Origin of the sequence: Lichenihabitans sp. Uapishka_5 (assembly GCF_033947565.1) — a bacterium.
GTDB lineage: Bacteria > Pseudomonadota > Alphaproteobacteria > Rhizobiales > Beijerinckiaceae > Lichenihabitans.
On sequence record NZ_JARPVX010000001.1, the window covers coordinates 76,155 to 94,800 of the forward strand.

Below are 18,646 nucleotides of genomic sequence, written 5' to 3' on the forward strand. Positions count from 1 at the left end.
TGTTGCTGTATCGAGGCAGCAAGCCAGCGGGAGGATATGTGGCCGGGCTGATGCAGCATGCTTCGATGCGGACACACCAAGGGCGGGTGCGCCTGCTGCATCCGCTTGTCGCGGCGCTTCTGCTCGCCACGGCCGGCTGTTCGAGCCTTGAGACTGGTGCTCCGGCGCCAAGCGCCGAGGCTGTGGCGGTGCCGTTGGCGGCCCCCAAGACGACCGGCATCGAATCGGCGGCTGTGCGGCAGCACAAGCAGGTGGTGGCGCTTTACGGCGGCGAATATCAGGCGCCCGCGACGGAGCGCTTCCTCAACGAGGTGCTGTCGAAACTCGCGGTGGCGTCCGACGTGCCGGGCCTGACCTACAAGGTCACCATTCTCGATTCGCCCATCGTCAACGCCTTCGCGCTGCCATCAGGCAGCTTATACGTGACACGCGGGCTGCTGGCGCTCGCCAACGACACCTCCGAGGTGGCGGCCGTGATGGCGCACGAGATCGCCCATGTGACGGCCCGGCACGCGTTGCAGCGCGCCGAGCTCGAAAAGCGCTCGGACGTCATCAGCAAGGCAGCCCTGGTGCTGGAGAACCGCGACAAGACCCGCAACTTCCAGACCTACGCACAGCTATCGCTCGCGAGTTTCTCGCGCCAGCAGGAATATGAGGCCGATGAGATCGGCATTCATGTGATCGCGCGGGCCGGGTACGACCCTTATGGCGCATCACGCTTCCTCGAAGCGCTAGGTCGCTCCGTCGACCTGCGACAGTCGCTGCTCGGGCGAAACACCAGCGCCGAAAAGCCGGACATTCTTTCGACCCATCCTTCGACGCCCGAGCGCATCGCCAAGGCCATCGCGGTGGCGCGCCAGCTTTCCGCTCCGGGCATCGGCGATGTCGGGCGGGACCGCTACCTCGCGGCGATCGACGGCATCGAATTTGGCGACGACCCGTCGGAAGGCGTCGTGCGCGGTCACGCCTTTGTGCATCCGAAGCTTGGCTTCACCTTCGTGGCGCCCCCCAATTTCGCGCTTGAGAATTCAGCGCAAGCGGTGCTCGGGATCGCCGATGGCGGCGCTGAAGCGTTGCGGCTCGATCGCGTGCACGTTCCGGCCGAAACCACGCTCGAATCCTATATCGGATCGGGGTGGATCGACGGGCTTCAGGCCGCTTCCGTCGAAAGCCTCGTCATCAACGGGTTTCCAGCCGTGATGGCGGTCGCCAAGGGCCAGGAATGGACGTTCCGGCTCGCGGCGATTCGCTACGGCAGCGAAGTGTATCGCATGATCTTCGCCACACGGTCCCTCACCGACGACCTCGCCGTGCAGTTCCGCGCCTCGATCGAAAGCTTCCGCAAGATCTCGCCTGACGAGGCGCAAGCCATTAAACCAACCCGCATTGCTGTCGTAACCGCCGATGCCGGCGCCACTCCCGACGGGCTCGCGGCCCGGATGGCTGTGAGCGACAAGCCCCTCGAATTTTTTCTGCTCCTGAACGGCCTCGAATCGCCCTCTGGATTTCATGTCGGCGAGCGCTACAAAGTTGTGACGGAGTGATGGCGTAAGGCGCGGCCCTTGAAGGGTCGGCTCGCCGACATTCCTGCGCCCGCCTGCAACCATCGTGCCCTTGAAACGTCCTATTACTGGACTCTTGGGAGAAGACGCGATGCAATTGGCAGGCGTACGGCGGCAGTTCGTTCGGGCGGCCATGACGGCCAGGTTTCTCGAGCGGGACGAGGAGCGTGCCCTGGCGGTCAGCTGGAAAGATGACCGCAACGAGGTCGCCCTTCACGAGCTTGCCGGAGCCCATATGCGGCTCGTCATCGCATTAGCGGCCCGGTTCCGCCATTATGGCTTGCCCATCGCCGACTTGATCCAGGAAGGGCATGTCGGCCTTCTCGAAGCTGCGGCACGGTTCGAGCCCGAGCGGGAGGTCCGTTTTTCGACCTACGCCACATGGTGGATCAGGGCTTCGATCCAAGACTATATCCTGCGCAACTGGTCGATCGTGCGCGGCGGGACGAGTTCCGCCCAGAAAGCCTTGTTCTTCAACCTGAGGCGCCTGCGCGCAAAATTGTCGAGAGACGGGTCGAACCAGAACGGAAATGTGCAGATGTTCCAAACGATCGCCACGGCCCTTAAGGTGTCGGCGGCCGATGTGGAACTGATGGATACGCGCCTTTCGGCACCGGACATGTCGCTCAACGCACCGGTCACCGACAACGAAAATTCAGGGCAAACGGAACGCGTCGAGTTTCTGGTCGACGGAAACCCGCTGCCGGATGAGACGGTCGGCGATGCCATCGATGGCGATCGTCGCGTCACTTGGCTGCGCGAAGCCCTGAAGGTTTTGTCCGAGCGAGAGCTCCGAATCGTTCGGGAGCGTCGCCTCCGTGAGGATGCAGCGACCCTCGAAGCCCTGGGCGGGACGCTCGGTATTTCCAAAGAACGTGTGCGTCAGATCGAGAGTCGCGCCATGGAAAAGCTGAAGCGGGCGCTGGCGATGAGCGCCATGGCCGAAGATCGCGTCCAGATCGCTTGATCCAAGACGGAAACCATCGACTTTCTTCCGAAGCTGCGGTATAGGCGCGTCCTCAAATCACAACAGCGCGCCGAACGCTGCGGTGGATGCACCACCGCTCGGCAGGAGTTTCCGTCCCATGAATATCATTGCTGCTCTTGAAGCCGAAGAGCTTCAGCGCCTTGCCACGGTTCGGGCCATTCCCGAGTTTCAGCCCGGCGACACGGTTGTCGTGAGCGTCCGGGTCAAGGAAGGCGAGCGCACCCGCGTTCAGGCCTATGAAGGTGTTTGCATCTCCCGCAAGGGTGGCGGCATCCAGGAAAGCTTCACGGTCCGCAAGATCTCTTACGGTGAAGGCGTCGAGCGCGTGTTCCCGGTCTATTCGCCGAACATCGATTCAATCAAGGTTATTCGTCGCGGCAAGGTGCGTCGCGCCAAGCTGTATTACCTCCGCGATCGTCGCGGCAAGTCGGCCCGTATCGCTGAGCGCGTCGACACCAAGCCGAAGGCTGACAAGGCCAAGGGCTGACAAGCGTCTTACCAGCCCCTATCTGAATCGACGCCGGCGGTCCCTTCGGGTTGTCGCCGGCTTTGTGTCTCGGCCGGGGCGGTCGCGGGCGTCATGCCCCTTCGTCCCGGCGTGTTCAGGACTTGAAGGACATGGTTTCCGGCACCCCTCGCACGCTCTACGACAAGATCTGGGACGACCATATCGTCGACCAGCAGCCGGACGGGACCTGCCTTCTTTATATCGACCGTCACCTCGTACATGAGGTGACCAGCCCGCAAGCCTTCGAAGCGCTGCGCACCACCGGGCGAAAGGTCCACGCGCCGGACAAGACGCTGGCGGTCGTCGATCACAACGTGCCGACGTCCGATCGCCGCGAGGGCATCGCCGATCCCGAAAGCCGCATGCAGGTCGAGGCCTTGGCCGAGAACGCGCGAGACTTCGGCCTCACCTATTTCGATCAGTTCGACAAGCGGCAGGGCATCGTCCACATCATCGGACCTGAGCAGGGTTTTACGCTGCCCGGCACCACGATCGTTTGCGGCGACAGTCACACCTCGACCCATGGGGCTTTCGGGGCTCTTGCGCACGGCATCGGCACCTCCGAGGTGGAGCATGTGCTGGCGACTCAGACCTTGGTCCAGAAGAAGGCCAAGAACATGCTGGTGCAGGTGGACAACACCCTGCCGCCTGGCGTGACCGCCAAGGACATCATCCTGGCCATCATCGGCGAGATCGGCACTGCCGGCGGCACGGGCCATGTGATCGAATATGCCGGTGAAGCCATCCGGGCCCTGTCGATGGAAGGCCGGATGACGATCTGCAACATGTCGATCGAAGGTGGGGCGCGGGCCGGCATGGTGGCGCCCGATGAGAAGACCTTTGCTTATTTGAAGGATCGTCCGCGCTCGCCCAAGGGCGAGACCTGGGATCAGGCCGTTGGCTATTGGCGGACGCTGGGATCGGACGAAGGCGCGCATTTCGATAAGGTCGTGCGGCTCGATGCGGCGCGCCTGCCTCCGATCGTCAGTTGGGGCACCTCGCCGCAGGATGTCGTGGCGGTGAGCGGCACCGTTCCGCGTGCCGAGGATGGCTCGACCGACGAACAGCGCAACACCATCGCCCGGGCGCTCGACTATATGGGCCTGAAAGGCGGCGAACGCATCGAGGATATCCGGCTCGACCGGATCTTCATCGGCTCCTGCACCAATGGCCGTATCGAGGATCTCCGTGCAGTGGCCAAGATCGTCGAGGGCAAGAAGGTCGCTTCGACCCTGAGCGCGATGATCGTTCCGGGCTCCGGCCTGGTGAAGCTGCAGGCGGAGGCCGAAGGCCTCGATCGCATCTTCAAGGAAGCTGGCTTCGATTGGCGCGAGCCGGGCTGCTCCATGTGCCTCGCCATGAATCCCGACAAGCTGTCGCCGGGAGAACGCTGCGCCACCACGTCGAACCGCAATTTCGAGGGCCGGCAGGGCTATAAGGGCCGGAGCCACCTCGTGTCGCCCGCCATGGCGGCAGCCGCCGCATTGGCGGGTCATTTCGTCGACGTCCGCCAGATCGCGTAATACGACCTTGAAAGGGCCGGCCCGCTGGCCTTTCACGCCACGGCACCACGCTTCCACTCGTCCTGGTCGGGTTTAAGGTCCGACCAGGATCGAGTTTCGTCCGGCCATCGCGCCGTCGACATCCGAACGGAGAATATCGATGGGTTACAGGGTTGCAGTGGTGGGCGCGACCGGCAACGTCGGGCGGGAGATGCTCGACATTCTGGCCGAACGCAAATTCCCGGCCGACGAGGTCGTCGCCTTGGCGTCATCGCGTTCGATCGGCACCGAAGTGTCGTTCGGCGACAAGGTGTTGAAGTGCAAGAACCTCGAGCACCACGACTTCTCGACCACCGATATTTGCCTGATGTCGGCCGGTGGCGAAGTCTCCAAGGAGTGGTCGCCCAAGATCGGCGCCGCGGGCTGCGTCGTGATCGACAATTCCTCCGCGTTCCGCATGCACCAGGACGTGCCGCTCATCGTGCCCGAAGTGAATGCCGACGCGGTCGCGGGCTTCACCAAGATGAACATCATCGCGAATCCGAATTGCTCCACGGCGCAACTCGTAGTCGCGCTCAAGCCGTTGCACGACGTTGCAACCATCAAGCGCGTCGTGGTGGCCACCTACCAGTCCGTGTCGGGTGCCGGCAAGGACGCCATGGATGAGTTGTTCTCCCAGACGCGGGCCGTCTTCGTGTCCGACACCATGGAGGTGAAGAAGTTCCCGAAGCGCATCGCCTTCAACCTCATTCCCCAGATCGACGTCTTCATGGAGGACGGCTACACGAAGGAAGAGTGGAAGATGATGGCGGAGACCAAGAAGATCCTCGATCCGAAGATCAAGCTGACCGCCACCTGCGTGCGCGTGCCGGTCTTCGTCAGCCACTCGGAAGCGGTGAACGTCGAATTCGAGCGGCCGATTTCGGCCGAGGATGCGAAGAACATCCTGCGCGAAGCGCCCGGATGCTTGTTGATCGATAAGCACGAACCCGGCGGCTACATCACGCCGCATGAGGCGGCCGGCGAGGACGCCACCTATATTTCGCGCGTTCGCGAGGATGCGACTGTGGAGAACGGTCTGTCGTTCTGGTGCGTGTCCGACAATTTGCGCAAGGGCGCGGCCCTCAATGCGATCCAGATCGCCGAGGTGCTGGTCAACCGCAAGCTGATCGCTCCGAAGCAGATCGCCGCGTGACGGCGGCCGGCCTGCGCGTCCTGCTGGCCAGCACTGTTCTTTCGCTCACCGTGCACGCGGCTTCGGCGCAAGTCGCTGCCGCCCTGGTGGATAGTGTGCCGTCCATCGTGGTGGAGGGCGAAGCGCGCCGTGAGGTGATCCCCGATGTGGCCATCGTTATGTTGGGCGTCACCACGGACCGCACCACGGCCACACTGGCGGCCGACGACAATGCTCGAGCCGCAGCGGCTGTCGTGACAAGTGCACGGGACGCGGGTCTCGCCGCAGCCGACATCCAGACCGCGCAGCTTCGCTTGTCGCCCGTTATGGACGTGCCGACCGGCACCAAGGTGAAGGTGTACCGGGCCAGCAACGTCGTAACACTCAGGGTGCATGACCTCAGCCGCGTCGGGGCCCTGATCGGGCAGTTGACGGCGCAGGGCGTCAACACCATCGACGGCGTGAGCTTCGAACGAGCCGATGAGCAGCCGATCCTGGACGATTTGCGCGGCCTCGCCACTGCGGATGCCCTTCGCAAAGCCAAGATCTATGCCAGCGCCGCAAATCTGAAGCTCGGCCGCATCCTTCGCATCGCGCCGAACGATGTCACATCCGCGCCGATGGCTCGCAGCTTCAAGCTCGCTATGGCGGTGCCGGCACCGGCGCCTCCGGTCGAAGCTGGGTCCTCGGTGGTGGAGACCCGGGTTCAGATCACCTGGGAGCTGATGCCCTGACGCTCACCGGAAGCATTCGGGTAGAGCGGCGCCGCCGTTGACCGAACGCCTGAGTCTCGTCAGCGGTCGACGGACCAGTCCTCATCCAGGCAAGCCAGTCGCGCGAAGCATTCGGCATCCTGGCGCAATGGAAATTGCTCGGCAATCGTGGGATCGTCGGTCCAGCACAGGCTGCCGCTTGTGTCGATGGCAGCATAGAACCGCTGTTGCACCAGCGGGTGACCGACGCTGACGAACCATCCGGCCACAGGTGTGATACTGTCTCGAAAGATGTCTGCGCACTGCTCGGTCACGATCGTCATCCCCGTGAATGGCGGAACAGAATGACGAGCCTGAGCGGCGCTTGTTTACGCTTTCCTACAGCACCGACGGGAAAGAAAGGGGCGTCCGCGTCCTTGTTGACCGTCCTCAATGTGGCAAGCTGCCTATCAAACAAACACAGCAGCGGCATTGCCTCGCTTAACCTGCACGGCCCGGCGATGTGCATCGGCAGCGAGAGGTGTTGAGACCTCGAAAATATCCTCGCCCCGACACTGGCGTCGGAATTGCATAGATTTGCGCGTTCGATCTAGAATGGAATTCGGCAAAGGCTAAAGACAGCTGCTGCGCCCATTCGATCCAGACGGGGATGCTTTGCATGGTCATGGTGCATGGATCGACGAGGGTCGAAGGCAGGCCTCCAGTGGCGGCGCGCCCCTCACGCGCACCCATGATGCTCGATGCCACGCTCGATTTGGATGTCGGGACTATCACCTTCGCTTTCATGATGGTGCATCAGTTCTCGATGATCGCCTTCGCGTCAGCCCTCGAGCCGTTGCGTCTTGCCAATCGGGCATTGGGTCAGGACGTGTATCGCTGGCTGGTGCTGACCCCCGACGGCCGTCCGGTCGAAGCCTCGAACGGGATCGCGATTCCGGCGGACGGCGCCTACGATGAAGCGTCTTATGCGACCGCTGCCGTGGTCTGCGCCGGCATCGACGTGCAGACCATCGATACGCGCGATCTCATGGCGAAGCTGCGCGGCCTCGTGGCCAGGGGGGTGACGCTCGGCGCGATCTGTACGGGGCCCTATGTCCTGGCCCGGGCGGGTCTGCTGAACGGCTATCGTTGCACCATTCACTGGGAGAATTTTGACGCGCTGCATGAAGAGTTCCCGGACCTGACGCTCACCCAGGAGCTGTTCGAGCTCGACCGCATGCGCTTCACCTGCGCGGGCGGCACAGCGGCCATTGACATGATGCTGTCGATCATTCAGCGGCAACGCGGCAAGGATGTTGCCGCCTCGGTCACCGATCAATTGATCCATCACCGCATGCGGGACGCCCATGAGCGGCAACGCATGGAGCTGCGCGCCCGCCTCGGCGTCGCTCATCCCAAGCTCATCAACGTGGTGGGCGAAATGGAGCGCTGCATCGAGCAACCGATGTCCTGCGCCGATCTGGCCGATGGGGTCGGGCTCTCGACCCGCCAGCTCGAGCGGTTGTTCCGCAAATATCTCGGTCAAGCGCCGACCCGCTACTACCTGGGCCTGCGGCTGGAACGGGCCCGCCACCTGCTGCTGCAGACCACGATGCCGATTCTGTCGATCGGCCTCGCCTGCGGCTTCGTTTCGGCGTCGCATTTCTCGAAATGCTACTCGGAGCATTTTTCCCGGACGCCGTCGCAGGAACGGCGCAATCCCCGCAGAGGTGCCAGTGACGCAGGCCGACCCGTCGAACGTCTTTGATTACATCATCGTCGGTGCCGGATCGGCCGGATGCGTGCTGGCCAATCGACTGAGCGAGGACGGTACCAGCACCGTGCTGCTGGTGGAGGGAGGCGGTAGCGACCGCCACCTGTTCATGGCGATGCCGAGCGCGCTGGCCTTGGCGATGAACATCAAGCGCGCCAATTGGAACTACATGAGCGAACCTGAGCCGGGCCTCGACGGGCGCCGGGTGACCTGCCCGCGGGGCAAGGTGGTGGGCGGCTCCTCGTCGATCAACGGCATGGTCTACATCCGTGGCAATCCCTTGGATTTCGAAGGCTGGGAAGACGCCGGGGCGCGAGGATGGGCCTATCGCGATGTGTTGCCTTATTTCCGCAAGGCCGAGACCCGGGAGGAAGGCGGCGACGGCTATCGGGGTCACGATGGCCCGCTGCACACGAGCTACGGGCCGCTCGAGAATCCGCTGTACCGCGCCTTCATCGAGGCCGGAAGGGAAGCCGGCTATCCCGTCACGGAAGATGTGAACGGCGCCCAGCAGGAGGGGTTCGGGCGCATGGATAGGACCGTCCACAAGGGGCGGCGCTGGAGTGCCGCGCGGGCCTATCTGGACGGGGCCCGCACCCGCAAGAACCTGACGATCTGGACCGAGACTCTGGTCGAGGCCGTGACCTTCGAGGGACGGCGCGCCACCGGCATTCGCTGCCGCCGCAATGGGGCCTCCACCTTGCCCCAGGCTCGGCAGGAAGTGATCCTGGCTGGTGGGGCCATCAATTCGCCACAGCTGCTGAAATTGTCCGGCGTCGGCCCTGCGGCGGAACTCGCCCGCCACGGCATCCCGCTGGTGGCCGACCGCCCTGGTGTCGGCGCCAATTTGACGGACCATCTCGAGATTTATTTCCAGATGGCCGCCACCACGCCCATCACGCTGTTTTCTTCGATGAACATGCCGGCCAAAGCCAAGATCGGCGCCGAATGGCTGCTGACGCGCCGCGGCCTCGGGGCCACCAACCATTTCGAGAGCTGCGCCTTTATCCGCAGTCGGGCCGGGATCCGCTGGCCGGACCTGCAGTATCATTTCCTGCCGGCTGCCATCTCGTACAACGGCAAGGAGCTGGCCGACCAGCACGGCTTCCAGGCGCATGTGGGACCCATGCGCTCGAAGAGCCGCGGCAGCGTCACGCTGCGGTCGGCCGATCCGCGCGAGGCGCCGGCGATCCGGTTCAACTACATGAGCCATCCGGACGATTGGACCGAGATGCGTGCCGCCGTCCGGCTGACCCGTGAAATCTTCGCGCAGCCGGCTTTCGCACCCTACCGGGGCGACGAGATCGAACCGGGCCTGAGCGTCCAGACCGACGCGGAGATCGATGGCTTCATCAAGGCCAAGGTCGAAAGCGCCTACCACCCCTGCTCGACCTGTCGCATGGGAGATGCCGCCGACCCCATGGCGGTGGTCGATCGCGATACGCGGGTGATCGGGGTCGACAACCTCCGGGTGGCCGATGCCTCCATAATGCCGACCATCACCACCGGAAACCTGAACGCGCCGACGATCATGTTGGCCGAGAAGGCCGCCGACCACATCCGCGACCGCCCTCGACTGCCCGCTTCGAACGCGCCGTTCTACGATGCGCCACAATGGCAGGTGTCCCAACGCTGACGCGGTTTTCCGTGTTGACAGACCAGGGAGCCATCCCCCATAAGCGCCGCACGGGAAGGCCAGTCCGCTTAGCGGGCAGGCTAATTCGGCATCCGGTGGCCCTAGGCCGCGATGGTGCGGAGGAGTGTCCCGAGTGGCAAAGGGGGCGGACTGTAAATCCGCTGGCTATGCCTTCGTAGGTTCGAGTCCTACCTCCTCCACCATCACCCAAATCATTCTGGTTCTTAGAGCTTCCATCTTAAGTCGTTTCATCGACTGCGATGAGGCAGGCGTAGGCGCGTTCGGAAGCGCGGCGTTGTGGTCCGCCAGGGTCTCCGCATCGCCTGTCACCTTTCTGGCTCAGAATGGTCTCGGGGCTCACATAGAACCCGAGTGCCTGCCGAAGCTGGTTCCGTCCGCCGACTCTTGCCAGGGAAAGCCCAGCATCGCATGAGGGTCGAAGCCGCCGTGTGCTGGGATTGCACGGCTCGAGGAACGCCCTGAATGAGCATCGCTTTCATCGGTCTCGATGCCGACGATACGCTTTGGCACAACGAAACCATTTTCCGAGCCGCACAGGCGAGGTTCGAAGCCCTAATGGCGCCGTTCGCGTCGCCCGAGCGCATCGCGCGCGAGATCGACACGGTCGAGCGGCGCAACCTTTCCCTTTATGGCTACGGCGCCAAAGGCTTTACGCTGTCGGTGTTGGAAACGGCCCTCGACCTCAGCCATGGAGCCATCACGGGCCCGGCGATGGCGGAGGTCCTGGCCTTGGGCCGCTCCATGATGGGCCACCCCATCGAGCCCCTGCCGGGCGTCGTGGCGGCCGTTGAGCGGCTGTCCACCCTCGGTCGCCTCGTCCTGATCACCAAGGGCGACCTGTTCCATCAGGAAGCCAAACTGGCGGCCTCAGGCCTCGGCGCCTGGTTCGCAGGTGTGGAGGTCGTGAGCGACAAAACACCGGAAACATACAGTCGTATCTTTGCACGCTACGGCGTGGGCGCCGGACAAGCCGTGATGGCCGGTAATTCCGTCCGGTCCGATGTTCTGCCGGTGCTCGAGACCGGCGCCTATGCGGCCTTGATCCCCTACCCCTTGGTGTGGAGCCATGAGGTCGCCGAGGTGCCGCATGGCCATCCCCGGTTTCGCGAGCTTTCGGCGTTGCCGGAGCTCATAGACTGGATTGAGGTCTTGGCGGCGACCTGAAGCCCGTCAGTGAGCCCGATCGATGCAGAAATCGACGACGTCGAGCAGCGCATCCTTCCAGTCGCTGGCCGGGAACAATCCCAGGGCGTCACGCGACATCGCCCCATAATGACGAGCCCGCTCGATCGTGTCCTCGATCGCCTTATGCTTGCGCATCAGGCCGATCGCCCGGTCGAGGTCGCCCTCGACGATCTCGCCGGCTTCGAGCGCCTTGCGCCAGAACGCACGCTCGGCTTCCGGGCCTCGGCGAAACGACAGCACCACCGGCAGCGTGATCTTGCCTTCGCGGAAATCATCGCCTGTGTTCTTGCCGAGCTTCTGGCTCGAGCCGCCGTAATCCAACGCGTCGTCGATCAACTGGAACGCGATGCCGAGGTTCATGCCATAAGCGCGGCAGGCCGCGATCTCGGCCTTTGGACGATCGGCCAGGATCGGGCCGACCTCACAAGCGGCTGCGAACAGGGCGGCCGTCTTGGCGCGGATCACCGCCAGATAATCGTCCTCGGTCGTGCTGGTGTCTTTCGCGGCCGCGAGTTGCATCACCTCGCCTTCGGCGATCACCGTGGCGGCCGTCGAAAGGACGTCGAGGCACGGGAGTGAGCCAACCTCCACCATCATGCGAAATGCCTGACCGAGCAGGAAGTCGCCGACCAGCACGCTGGCTTCGTTGCCCCACAGCATCCGGGCCGCCAGCTTGCCGCGCCGCAGGTCGCTCTCGTCGACCACGTCGTCGTGCAGCAGCGTCGCCGTGTGCATGAACTCGACAGACGCCGCCAGCTTGACGTGGCCCTGCCCCGTGTAGCCGCAGAGGGCAGCCGTCGCGAGCGTCATCATTGGCCGAAGGCGCTTGCCACCCGATTCGATCAGGTGGTTGGCAACGTCCGGGATCATGGCGACGCGCGAATCCGCACGTGACAGGATGGTTTCGTTGACACGTCCCATGTCGCCGCGCGCGAGCGCCGCCAGCTTGGCGATATCCCCGCTCCCGGTGGCTTCCTCGAAGGGAATAACCAGACCCAACTGCGAAATCCTTGTGGTTTCCAAGTTGGCGAACCATAGAGAAAGCCTCCCGCGGTCGCAACTCGCGCCGGTGACCGGCAGGGTCGCAGTCGTGGAAGGAGCCAGTGCAGGGTCCATGATCGAGTTGCTGCGAACCAACGACATCGTCCTGCTGTCCGTGATCGAGGCCATCCTGACGAGTGAGCGGGTCGATTTCTTCCTGGCCGATCAGCACATGTCCACACTCGAGGGCTCGACCGGCTTCATGCAGCGGCGGATCCTGGTGCCGATCGACGTGGTCGAGCGGGCGAGACGATTGATGCGCGAGGCCGGCTTCGGGGCTGAACTCGCAGACCGATGAGCGACGACGTCGCGGATCACGGCTTCCTCGACAATCGCCTTGTCCTGCGCGAGCCGAAGCGCGGTCACCGGTCGGGAACCGATGCGCTGCTTTTAGCAGCCTTTGCACGGCCGCAGGCCGGGGCTCACGTGCTCGATGCCGGTGCTGGTGCTGGTGCCGTGGCGCTGGCGGTCTTGTCGCAATCCGACGCTGTCACCGCGATACTGCTGGAAGGCAATCCAGCGATGGCCGCCCTGGCGGCCCACAATGTGGTCGCAAACGGCTTCGCGCCACGAGCCCAGGTCCTTGAAGCCGACCTGTTCGATAAAGCCGCCTGTCGCATCGGACTCGGACAGCCCGTTGACGTCGTGCTGTCCAATCCGCCGTTTTTTCAGGCCGAAACTGTGAGGGTGTCGCACCATCCCCAACGGGCCGCATCGCACGTGCTGGACGGACGTGGCCATCATGACTGGTTCAGGCGGCTGTTTTCATTAGCTCGCCCGGGTGGACGCATCCTGGCGATTCACCGTCCCGAGGCCTTGCGAGATTTTCTCGAGGTGGCGGCGAACCGTGCTGCCGTCACACTTCGCTTCATCCACGCCCGGTCCGGCGAGCCGGCCACCCGGGTGTTGCTGGAAGCAAAGCTTGGAAGCAAGGCTCCGATGGTCGTCTTGCCGTCCTTGGCCCTGCATGGCCCCGATGGGCACTTCACGCGAGAAGCTGAAAACCTCCATCGAGGTCGCTGGCAGACAGCATAAAAAGAAGGCCGGCTCAACGCCGGCCTCCCCGATGATTTCAGTAGCAAACGTTCACGAGGTGAGGTCCGTAGGGCCCCCACACACGGCGCAGGCACTGATCGTACCCGCCGCCGTAACCACCGTAACCACCATACCCGGCACCGTAGTAGCCGCCACCGTAGCCACCGTACCCGCCATAGCCACCACCGTAGCCATAACCAAGCGCGCTGCCGAGCAGAAGGCCTGTGCCGAAGCCACCGATGCCATAGCCGTAACCGCGGCCGTAACCACCATGGCGATACCCACCGCCATAACCGCCACCGAAGCCACCGCCACGATATCCGCCAAAGCCACCACCGTGGAATCCCCCACCATGGAAGCCACCGCCACCCGGGAAGAAGCGGGGACCGCCGAAGGCGGCCGCGGGATCGGTCATTCCGGCGCCAGCGACCACAAGGGCGACCGCTGCCACACCGGCCTTGATCAGATTCCTTGCGGAACCAACATTCATCATCGTCGTAGACATACTCAACTCCATCGAACCGAGTTGAATGGAAAACGCAGCGATGGAAAAACGGTTCCGGAACCAGCCACGCTGCTGCAACAACGCGGCCATCCACTTACCGCGGCGCGGTGGTGGTTTCGCGGTTACGATTAGCTGAGAGGTCTCATGCAATATCTCCATACCATGGTCCGCGTCACCAACCTGGAGCAAAGTCTCGACTTCTTCTGCGCCAAGATGGGGTTCACGGAAGTCCGGCGCATCGAAAACGAGAAGGGTCGTTTTACCTTGGTCTTCCTGACAGCCCCGGACGACGAAGGACGGGCCCGCGAGGCCAACACTCCTACTGTGGAGCTCACCTACAACTGGGATCCGGAAAGCTACACCGGGGGCCGCAATTTCGGCCATTTGGCCTATGCGGTGGACGATATCTATGGGCTTTGCGATCGCTTGATGAAGGCCGGCGTCATCATCAATCGGCCGCCACGCGACGGCCACATGGCCTTTATCCGCACCCCTGACGGCATCTCGATCGAACTGATCCAAAAGAACGGGTCGCTTCCCGCCCAGGAACCCTGGTCGTCGATGCCAAATACCGGAAGCTGGTGAGGCGTTCTGCCGCCTTACAAACATGCGGGCCTTGCGTGGCACCGCCAGCCCTTGTCGAGTTGAGGCGGTAAAACGCAGGCGACCGAAGGCTGCAAGCGGCGCGCGGTTTAGACCAGCGCGTCGAGCAGCGCCTCGAAGCGGGATCGTTCGTCGGCCGTTGCCGTAGACGGTTCCCGCGCGATCAACGTAAGCGCCTTGCTGGCCCGCTCTGCGGCGAGCCCGGCCAGCCGGGGTGCCGCCTCAGCAACCTGCCGCGCCTCGTCCAGCTTGCCATTGCAATGCAGGAGGATGTCGCAACCCGCCATGGCCGCAGCCATGGCGCGCTCGCGAAGGGAACCCTTCAGCGCCTGCATCGACAGGTCGTCACTCAACAACAGCCCTGTGAAGCCGAGCGCCCCGCGGATGATCGTGTCCTGGACGATCCGGGAGATCGTCGCAGGCTGTTCCGGGTCGATGGCGCTGTAAACCACATGGGCCGTCATCGCGGCCGGCAGGTCCGCCAGCGCGATGAAGGGCCGAAAGTCTGTTCGTTCCAATTCCTCCAGGGTGGCATCCACAACCGGAAGGTCGTGGTGGCTATCCACCATGCCGCGACCGTGACCTGGCACGTGTTTGATGACCGGCAGGACGCCCCCGTGCAGCAACCCGTTGGCGAAGGCGCGCCCGAGCCGCGCAACGGTGTCTGGATCGGCCCCAAAGGCCCGATTGCCGACGACGTGATGACTGCCTGGGGCGGGGACGTCCAGAACGGGGGCGCAGTCGACGGTGATGCCGGCATCGCGCAGGTCGGAGGCGATGAGCCGTCCTCCCAGCGTAGCGGCTTCAATCTGATGGGCTTCCGACGTTAGGCTCGCGTAGGCTGCGGCAGCTGGATAGAGGGGCCAATGGGGCGGCCCGAGCCGTTGAACACGGCCGCCTTCCTGATCGATCAGGACCGGCGCTTCCGAGCGCCCGACCGCTTCCCGGAAGGCCGCCGTGAGCGCCCGAAGCTGAGTGGGCGACTGCACATTGCGCTTGAAGAGGATCAAGCCCCACGGCTGTTCGTCGGTCAGGAAGCGCCGCTCGTCATCGCTGAGCGCGAGGCCTTCGCAGCCGCAAACGAAGGCCTTGGGAACAACGTCCATCAGTTGCGGACGACGAAGCACGACCCGCCGCTACCCTGCAGCTTGGTGCAAAGCGTCTTGGCATCGGCCTGTGCCAGATTGCCGACCCGCACACGAAAGATGGACTTGCCGTCCCGGTCCGCCTTGACGATGGCCGGCTTAGCGCCGCCGAGTTCCGCCGCGAATTTCTTCTGCAGGCGCGTCGACATGTCCTTGGCTTCCTGCTCGCTCGGCGGCGCGCCGAGCTGCACAGACCATGTTCCGGGCGCAGCCGCAGGAGCGTCAGCGGCAGCTGACGGCGTGGCCGACGCCAGAATGGCAGCCTTCGGCGCACGGGTCGGAGCAACGGCCGGCTTGGTGCCGGAGGCGCCAGCAACCGGCGAGGTCGGCGTTGCCGACGCGCGCCCCGTCGATTTCGGGGTCGAAGGCTTCGGTTCGGCGCTCACGGGTGCCGCGCCGCCGGCAGCCTGCGGCAGCACCATGCCGATCGGAGCCGCCGCGGCGGCCTGCGGGGCTTCGCCGACGACGGAGCCATCGGGGCGGATCAGCACCGTCTTGACCTTGCGGGGCTGCGGGAACGCGCTGGTGGCCTCCGTCGAGCCTGCGGCGGCGTCGGTCGAAGCGGTTTTCGGCAGCTGGTTCAAGTCGACCGGCTGCTCGTTGTTGGTCACCACCTTGGCGTTGTCGACCTTGTCGCTGCCGGTCTTTTCCAGGAGGGCGGTGTTGGCATCGGGCGCGTTGCCACTCGCCACGTCGGGCGACGGCACCTTGGTGGGGGTTTCGGCCGCCATGATGGTGGGCGGCGCGCCGTTGCTGCCATGCAGGCCGGAACCGTCGCGCATCAGGAAGGTCGCGCCAAGGCCACCACCGGTCAGCGCCACGACGGCCGCCAACACCACCAAGGTGCGGCGCGATCCCCTGCCGTCATGCCGCAGATCGCGGCTAGGCTCATGGAACAGGTCGCCGGTCGGGCCGGCCTGCGGCAGAGCCCCTTCGGCCCAAAGATCGGCATTCAACGGGGGTGCCTCGCCACGCCCCCCCGCCACCGGGTAGCCGAGCGCCGGCTCGAAGGCTTCAGCACCTTCACCGGCCGCATAGCCATGCGGCTGCGCCTGCTGGTGCGTGTGCTCGGCATGGTAGTCGACAGGATCGCCGTGATCGAAATCCCGGTCGTCATATTCGGGAGTGGCGTCGTGGGGGTGGGCCGGAGGGGTCATCCCAAGCTGGGGGAACCGCGTCACCGTGGAAGCCGGCGCCTGGCCACCCGACCGGAACGGATCGTCCTTGCCGACCAATCGCGCCAGCTCCGCCAGCGGATCCTCGCGATCCGAGCCCGGCCGCTGACCCTGCGCGTCGTAACCGGCCATATTCTGGCGCGGCCGCATGAACGGCTCACTCATCCTGCACCTCGCGTCGCGGCCGCCTCGATCCGAACCTTCGTTCGAAGCGCGGCCCTCTTCCGCCTGTTCCCGATTGGTGTTTGAGACCAACACGGCAGCACGACGGAAAAAAGGCGCGATGCTTCGGATCGACTACCGCATTTCTTCCGGGGCATTGACCCCGAGAATGCCAAGGCCGGACTTGAGCACGATCAACAACGATCCCACCAAGCCCAACCTGGCCCGCGATAAATCTCGCTGATCTTCCTTAACGAACCGTAGTTCCGGATGATCTTTGCCGCGGTTCCAGTGCGCGTGGAACGCGCTGGCAAGCTCGTGCACGTAGAAGGCGATCCTGTGTGGCTCATGGGCCGCCGCGGCGCTGGCCACCACACGGGGGAATTGCGCGATCAGCTTGATGAGGCCCTGCTCGCCTTCGTCGCTCAACAGCGCGAAATCGGCCTCGGCCAAGGCGCCGGTGGTCTGGTCGAGATCGGGAAGAACGGTCGCGGCCTGTCGCATGATCGAACGCCCGCGCGCATGGGCATATTGCACATAGAAGACCGGATTGTCCTTGGATTGCTCCAGCACCTTCTCGAGGTCGAAGTCGAGCGGCGCGTCGTTCTTGCGAAACAACATCATGAAACGGACGGCATCGACGCCGACTTCGTCCACCACCTCCCGCAGGGTTACGAAGTCGCCCGAGCGCTTCGACATCTTCACCGGCTCACCGGCTCGCAGCAGCTTGACCAACTGGCACAGCTTGACGTCGAGCGCCACACTGCGGTTCGACAAGGCCGCCACGGCCGCCGTCATGCGCTTGACATAGCCGCCGTGGTCGGCCCCCAGCACATCGATGAGCGCCCCGAAGCCGCGGTCGATCTTGGTTTTGTGGTAGGCGATGTCCGAAGCGAAATAGGTGTAGGCACCGTTCGACTTGCGCAGCGCGCGGTCGACGTCGTCGCCGAATACTGTCGAGCGGAATAACGTCTGCTCGCGATCTTCCCAGTCGTCCGGCAACTGCCCCTTGGGCGGCGGCAGGCGGCCCAGATAGATCAACCCCTTGGCCTCGAGATCCGCAATCGCCGCCTCGACGGCATTGATGTCCCGACCGGGCAGGTTCGCCGTCAGCGAGCGTTCCGAGAAGAACACCTCGTGGCGAATGTTCAAACTGGCGAGGTCGTCGCGGATCAGGTCCATCATGGCCGCGATAGCGTCGTCGCGGACGGTCGGCAGCCAGGCGGCCTCGTCCTGCTGAAGCAGTGCATCGCCATGCTGGCGGGCGAGCGCCTGGCCGACGCCCTTCAGATAATCGCCGGGGTACAACCCTTCGGGAATCGCTCCGATGGTCTCGCCGAGCGCCTCGCGGTAGCGCAGGAAAGCCGAGCGCGCCAGAACGTCCACCTGAGCGCCGGCATCGTTGATGTAATATTCCCGCACCACCGACTGGCCCGCGAAGCCCAGCAGCGCCGCCAGCGCGTCGCCGAAGACGGCGCCGCGGCCATGGCCGACATGCATCGGGCCGGTCGGGTTGGCGGACACGAACTCGATGTTGACGGACGGCGCGCCGGGCGCCGCATTGCGCCCGAAGCCTGCCGCATCCGCGAGGCTCGACCGCAGCACCTCGCCCAGGATGCGCGGCCGCAGGCGAAGGTTCAGGAATCCCGGGCCCGCCACCTCGGCCGCATCGACGTCCGGGTCTTCCGCCAACACGGCGGCCAGAACGGTCGCAAACTGGCGCGGCGACTTGAAATGCGCCTGTGCCTCCTTGGCATAAACCATGGCGGCATTGGTCGACAGGTCTCCATGGCTGGCGTCGCGCGGCGGCTCGACCACGAAACGGCCGAGGTCGAGTCCGGCCGGCAAGCGGCCGTCGGCCAGCATAGGCTCGAGAACCGCCACGAAGCGGCGACGAAATTCGGCGAAGATGTCCATGGTGCCTTCCCGCCCCGAGGC

General features: G+C 64.4%; 18 protein-coding genes and 1 tRNA gene. 13 read left to right on the forward strand and 6 right to left on the reverse strand.

Annotated elements, in window-relative coordinates:
- The first annotated feature begins 65 nt into the window (after window positions 1-65).
- The 6 genes from P7D22_RS00325 to P7D22_RS00350 all read left to right on the forward strand — a co-directional run bounded on the left by P7D22_RS00325 (window position 66) and on the right by P7D22_RS00350 (window position 6,468).
- Window positions 66-1,544 carry a M48 family metalloprotease gene (locus P7D22_RS00325; protein WP_319932201.1) on the forward strand — a complete coding sequence of 493 codons (1,479 nt, stop codon included), beginning with the start codon at window positions 66-68 and terminating at the stop codon, window positions 1,542-1,544.
- A 109-nt stretch (window positions 1,545-1,653) separates the two neighbouring features.
- Window positions 1,654-2,529 carry an RNA polymerase factor sigma-32 gene (locus tag P7D22_RS00330; protein WP_319932327.1) on the forward strand — a complete coding sequence of 292 codons (876 nt, stop codon included), beginning with the start codon at window positions 1,654-1,656 and terminating at the stop codon, window positions 2,527-2,529.
- A 118-nt stretch (window positions 2,530-2,647) separates the two neighbouring features.
- Entirely contained in the window at window positions 2,648-3,037 is a 390-nt protein-coding gene (gene rplS, locus P7D22_RS00335; protein WP_319932328.1) for a 50S ribosomal protein L19, read from the forward strand.
- 131 nt (window positions 3,038-3,168) lie between these two features.
- A complete protein-coding gene (leuC, locus tag P7D22_RS00340) occupies window positions 3,169-4,581 on the forward strand; it encodes a 3-isopropylmalate dehydratase large subunit (RefSeq protein ID WP_319932202.1) in 1,413 nt (470 codons plus the stop codon).
- A gap of 139 nt (window positions 4,582-4,720) precedes the next feature.
- The gene (locus P7D22_RS00345; protein ID WP_319932203.1) at window positions 4,721-5,755 is read left to right on the forward strand and encodes an aspartate-semialdehyde dehydrogenase; all 1,035 of its coding nucleotides are present in this window, start codon (window positions 4,721-4,723) and stop codon (window positions 5,753-5,755) included.
- Entirely contained in the window at window positions 5,752-6,468 is a 717-nt protein-coding gene (locus P7D22_RS00350) for an SIMPL domain-containing protein (protein ID WP_319932204.1), read from the forward strand. Before P7D22_RS00345 ends, P7D22_RS00350 begins: the two co-directional genes overlap by 4 nt.
- Window positions 6,469-6,527: 59 nt before the next feature.
- On the opposite strand, the gene P7D22_RS00355 is transcribed toward P7D22_RS00350, so the two are convergent.
- On the reverse strand, window positions 6,528-6,770 hold the full coding sequence (locus P7D22_RS00355; RefSeq protein WP_319932205.1) for a hypothetical protein: 243 nt from the start codon (window positions 6,768-6,770) through the stop codon (window positions 6,528-6,530).
- A gap of 407 nt (window positions 6,771-7,177) precedes the next feature.
- Between P7D22_RS00355 and P7D22_RS00360 the strand changes: the two genes are divergently transcribed.
- The 4 genes from P7D22_RS00360 to P7D22_RS00375 all read left to right on the forward strand — a co-directional run bounded on the left by P7D22_RS00360 (window position 7,178) and on the right by P7D22_RS00375 (window position 11,021).
- Window positions 7,178-8,194: a GlxA family transcriptional regulator gene (locus tag P7D22_RS00360; RefSeq protein WP_319932206.1), complete on the forward strand. Its 1,017-nt coding sequence runs from the start codon at window positions 7,178-7,180 to the stop codon at window positions 8,192-8,194.
- Window positions 8,163-9,836 carry a choline dehydrogenase gene (betA, locus tag P7D22_RS00365; protein ID WP_319932207.1) on the forward strand — a complete coding sequence of 558 codons (1,674 nt, stop codon included), beginning with the start codon at window positions 8,163-8,165 and terminating at the stop codon, window positions 9,834-9,836. The genes P7D22_RS00360 and betA overlap by 32 nt, the downstream gene beginning before the upstream one ends.
- 118 nt (window positions 9,837-9,954) lie before the next feature.
- Window positions 9,955-10,039 (forward strand) — tRNA-Tyr (locus P7D22_RS00370).
- A 280-nt stretch (window positions 10,040-10,319) separates the two neighbouring features.
- Window positions 10,320-11,021 carry an HAD family hydrolase gene (locus P7D22_RS00375; RefSeq protein WP_319932208.1) on the forward strand — a complete coding sequence of 234 codons (702 nt, stop codon included), beginning with the start codon at window positions 10,320-10,322 and terminating at the stop codon, window positions 11,019-11,021.
- 6 nt (window positions 11,022-11,027) lie between these two features.
- Here the strand turns inward: P7D22_RS00375 and P7D22_RS00380 are convergent, their stop codons facing one another.
- A complete protein-coding gene (locus P7D22_RS00380) occupies window positions 11,028-12,041 on the reverse strand; it encodes a polyprenyl synthetase family protein (protein WP_319932209.1) in 1,014 nt (337 codons plus the stop codon).
- Window positions 12,042-12,156: 115 nt separating this feature from the next.
- Between P7D22_RS00380 and P7D22_RS00385 the strand changes: the two genes are divergently transcribed.
- Window positions 12,157-12,381 carry a putative signal transducing protein gene (locus tag P7D22_RS00385; RefSeq protein ID WP_319932210.1) on the forward strand — a complete coding sequence of 75 codons (225 nt, stop codon included), beginning with the start codon at window positions 12,157-12,159 and terminating at the stop codon, window positions 12,379-12,381.
- Window positions 12,378-13,118, forward strand: coding sequence for a tRNA1(Val) (adenine(37)-N6)-methyltransferase (locus P7D22_RS00390; protein WP_319932211.1), 741 nt, complete (start codon window positions 12,378-12,380; stop codon window positions 13,116-13,118). The genes P7D22_RS00385 and P7D22_RS00390 overlap by 4 nt, the downstream gene beginning before the upstream one ends.
- Before the next feature lie 37 nt (window positions 13,119-13,155).
- Here the strand turns inward: P7D22_RS00390 and P7D22_RS00395 are convergent, their stop codons facing one another.
- On the reverse strand, window positions 13,156-13,713 hold the full coding sequence (locus tag P7D22_RS00395; RefSeq protein WP_319932212.1) for a hypothetical protein: 558 nt from the start codon (window positions 13,711-13,713) through the stop codon (window positions 13,156-13,158).
- A 54-nt stretch (window positions 13,714-13,767) separates the two neighbouring features.
- On the opposite strand from P7D22_RS00395, the gene P7D22_RS00400 reads away from it, so the two are divergent.
- Entirely contained in the window at window positions 13,768-14,208 is a 441-nt protein-coding gene (locus tag P7D22_RS00400) for a VOC family protein (protein ID WP_319932213.1), read from the forward strand.
- A 107-nt stretch (window positions 14,209-14,315) separates the two neighbouring features.
- Here the strand turns inward: P7D22_RS00400 and nagZ are convergent, their stop codons facing one another.
- From nagZ to argS, 3 genes are all read right to left on the reverse strand, one after another.
- On the reverse strand, window positions 14,316-15,332 hold the full coding sequence (nagZ, locus tag P7D22_RS00405) for a beta-N-acetylhexosaminidase (RefSeq protein WP_319932214.1): 1,017 nt from the start codon (window positions 15,330-15,332) through the stop codon (window positions 14,316-14,318).
- Complete coding sequence (locus P7D22_RS00410; RefSeq protein ID WP_319932215.1) at window positions 15,332-16,711, reverse strand: SPOR domain-containing protein; 1,380 nt, start codon at window positions 16,709-16,711, stop codon at window positions 15,332-15,334. The genes nagZ and P7D22_RS00410 overlap by 1 nt, the downstream gene beginning before the upstream one ends.
- 132 nt (window positions 16,712-16,843) lie before the next feature.
- A complete protein-coding gene (gene argS, locus P7D22_RS00415) occupies window positions 16,844-18,625 on the reverse strand; it encodes an arginine--tRNA ligase (protein WP_319932216.1) in 1,782 nt (593 codons plus the stop codon).
- Between the last annotated feature and the right edge of the window lie 21 nt (window positions 18,626-18,646).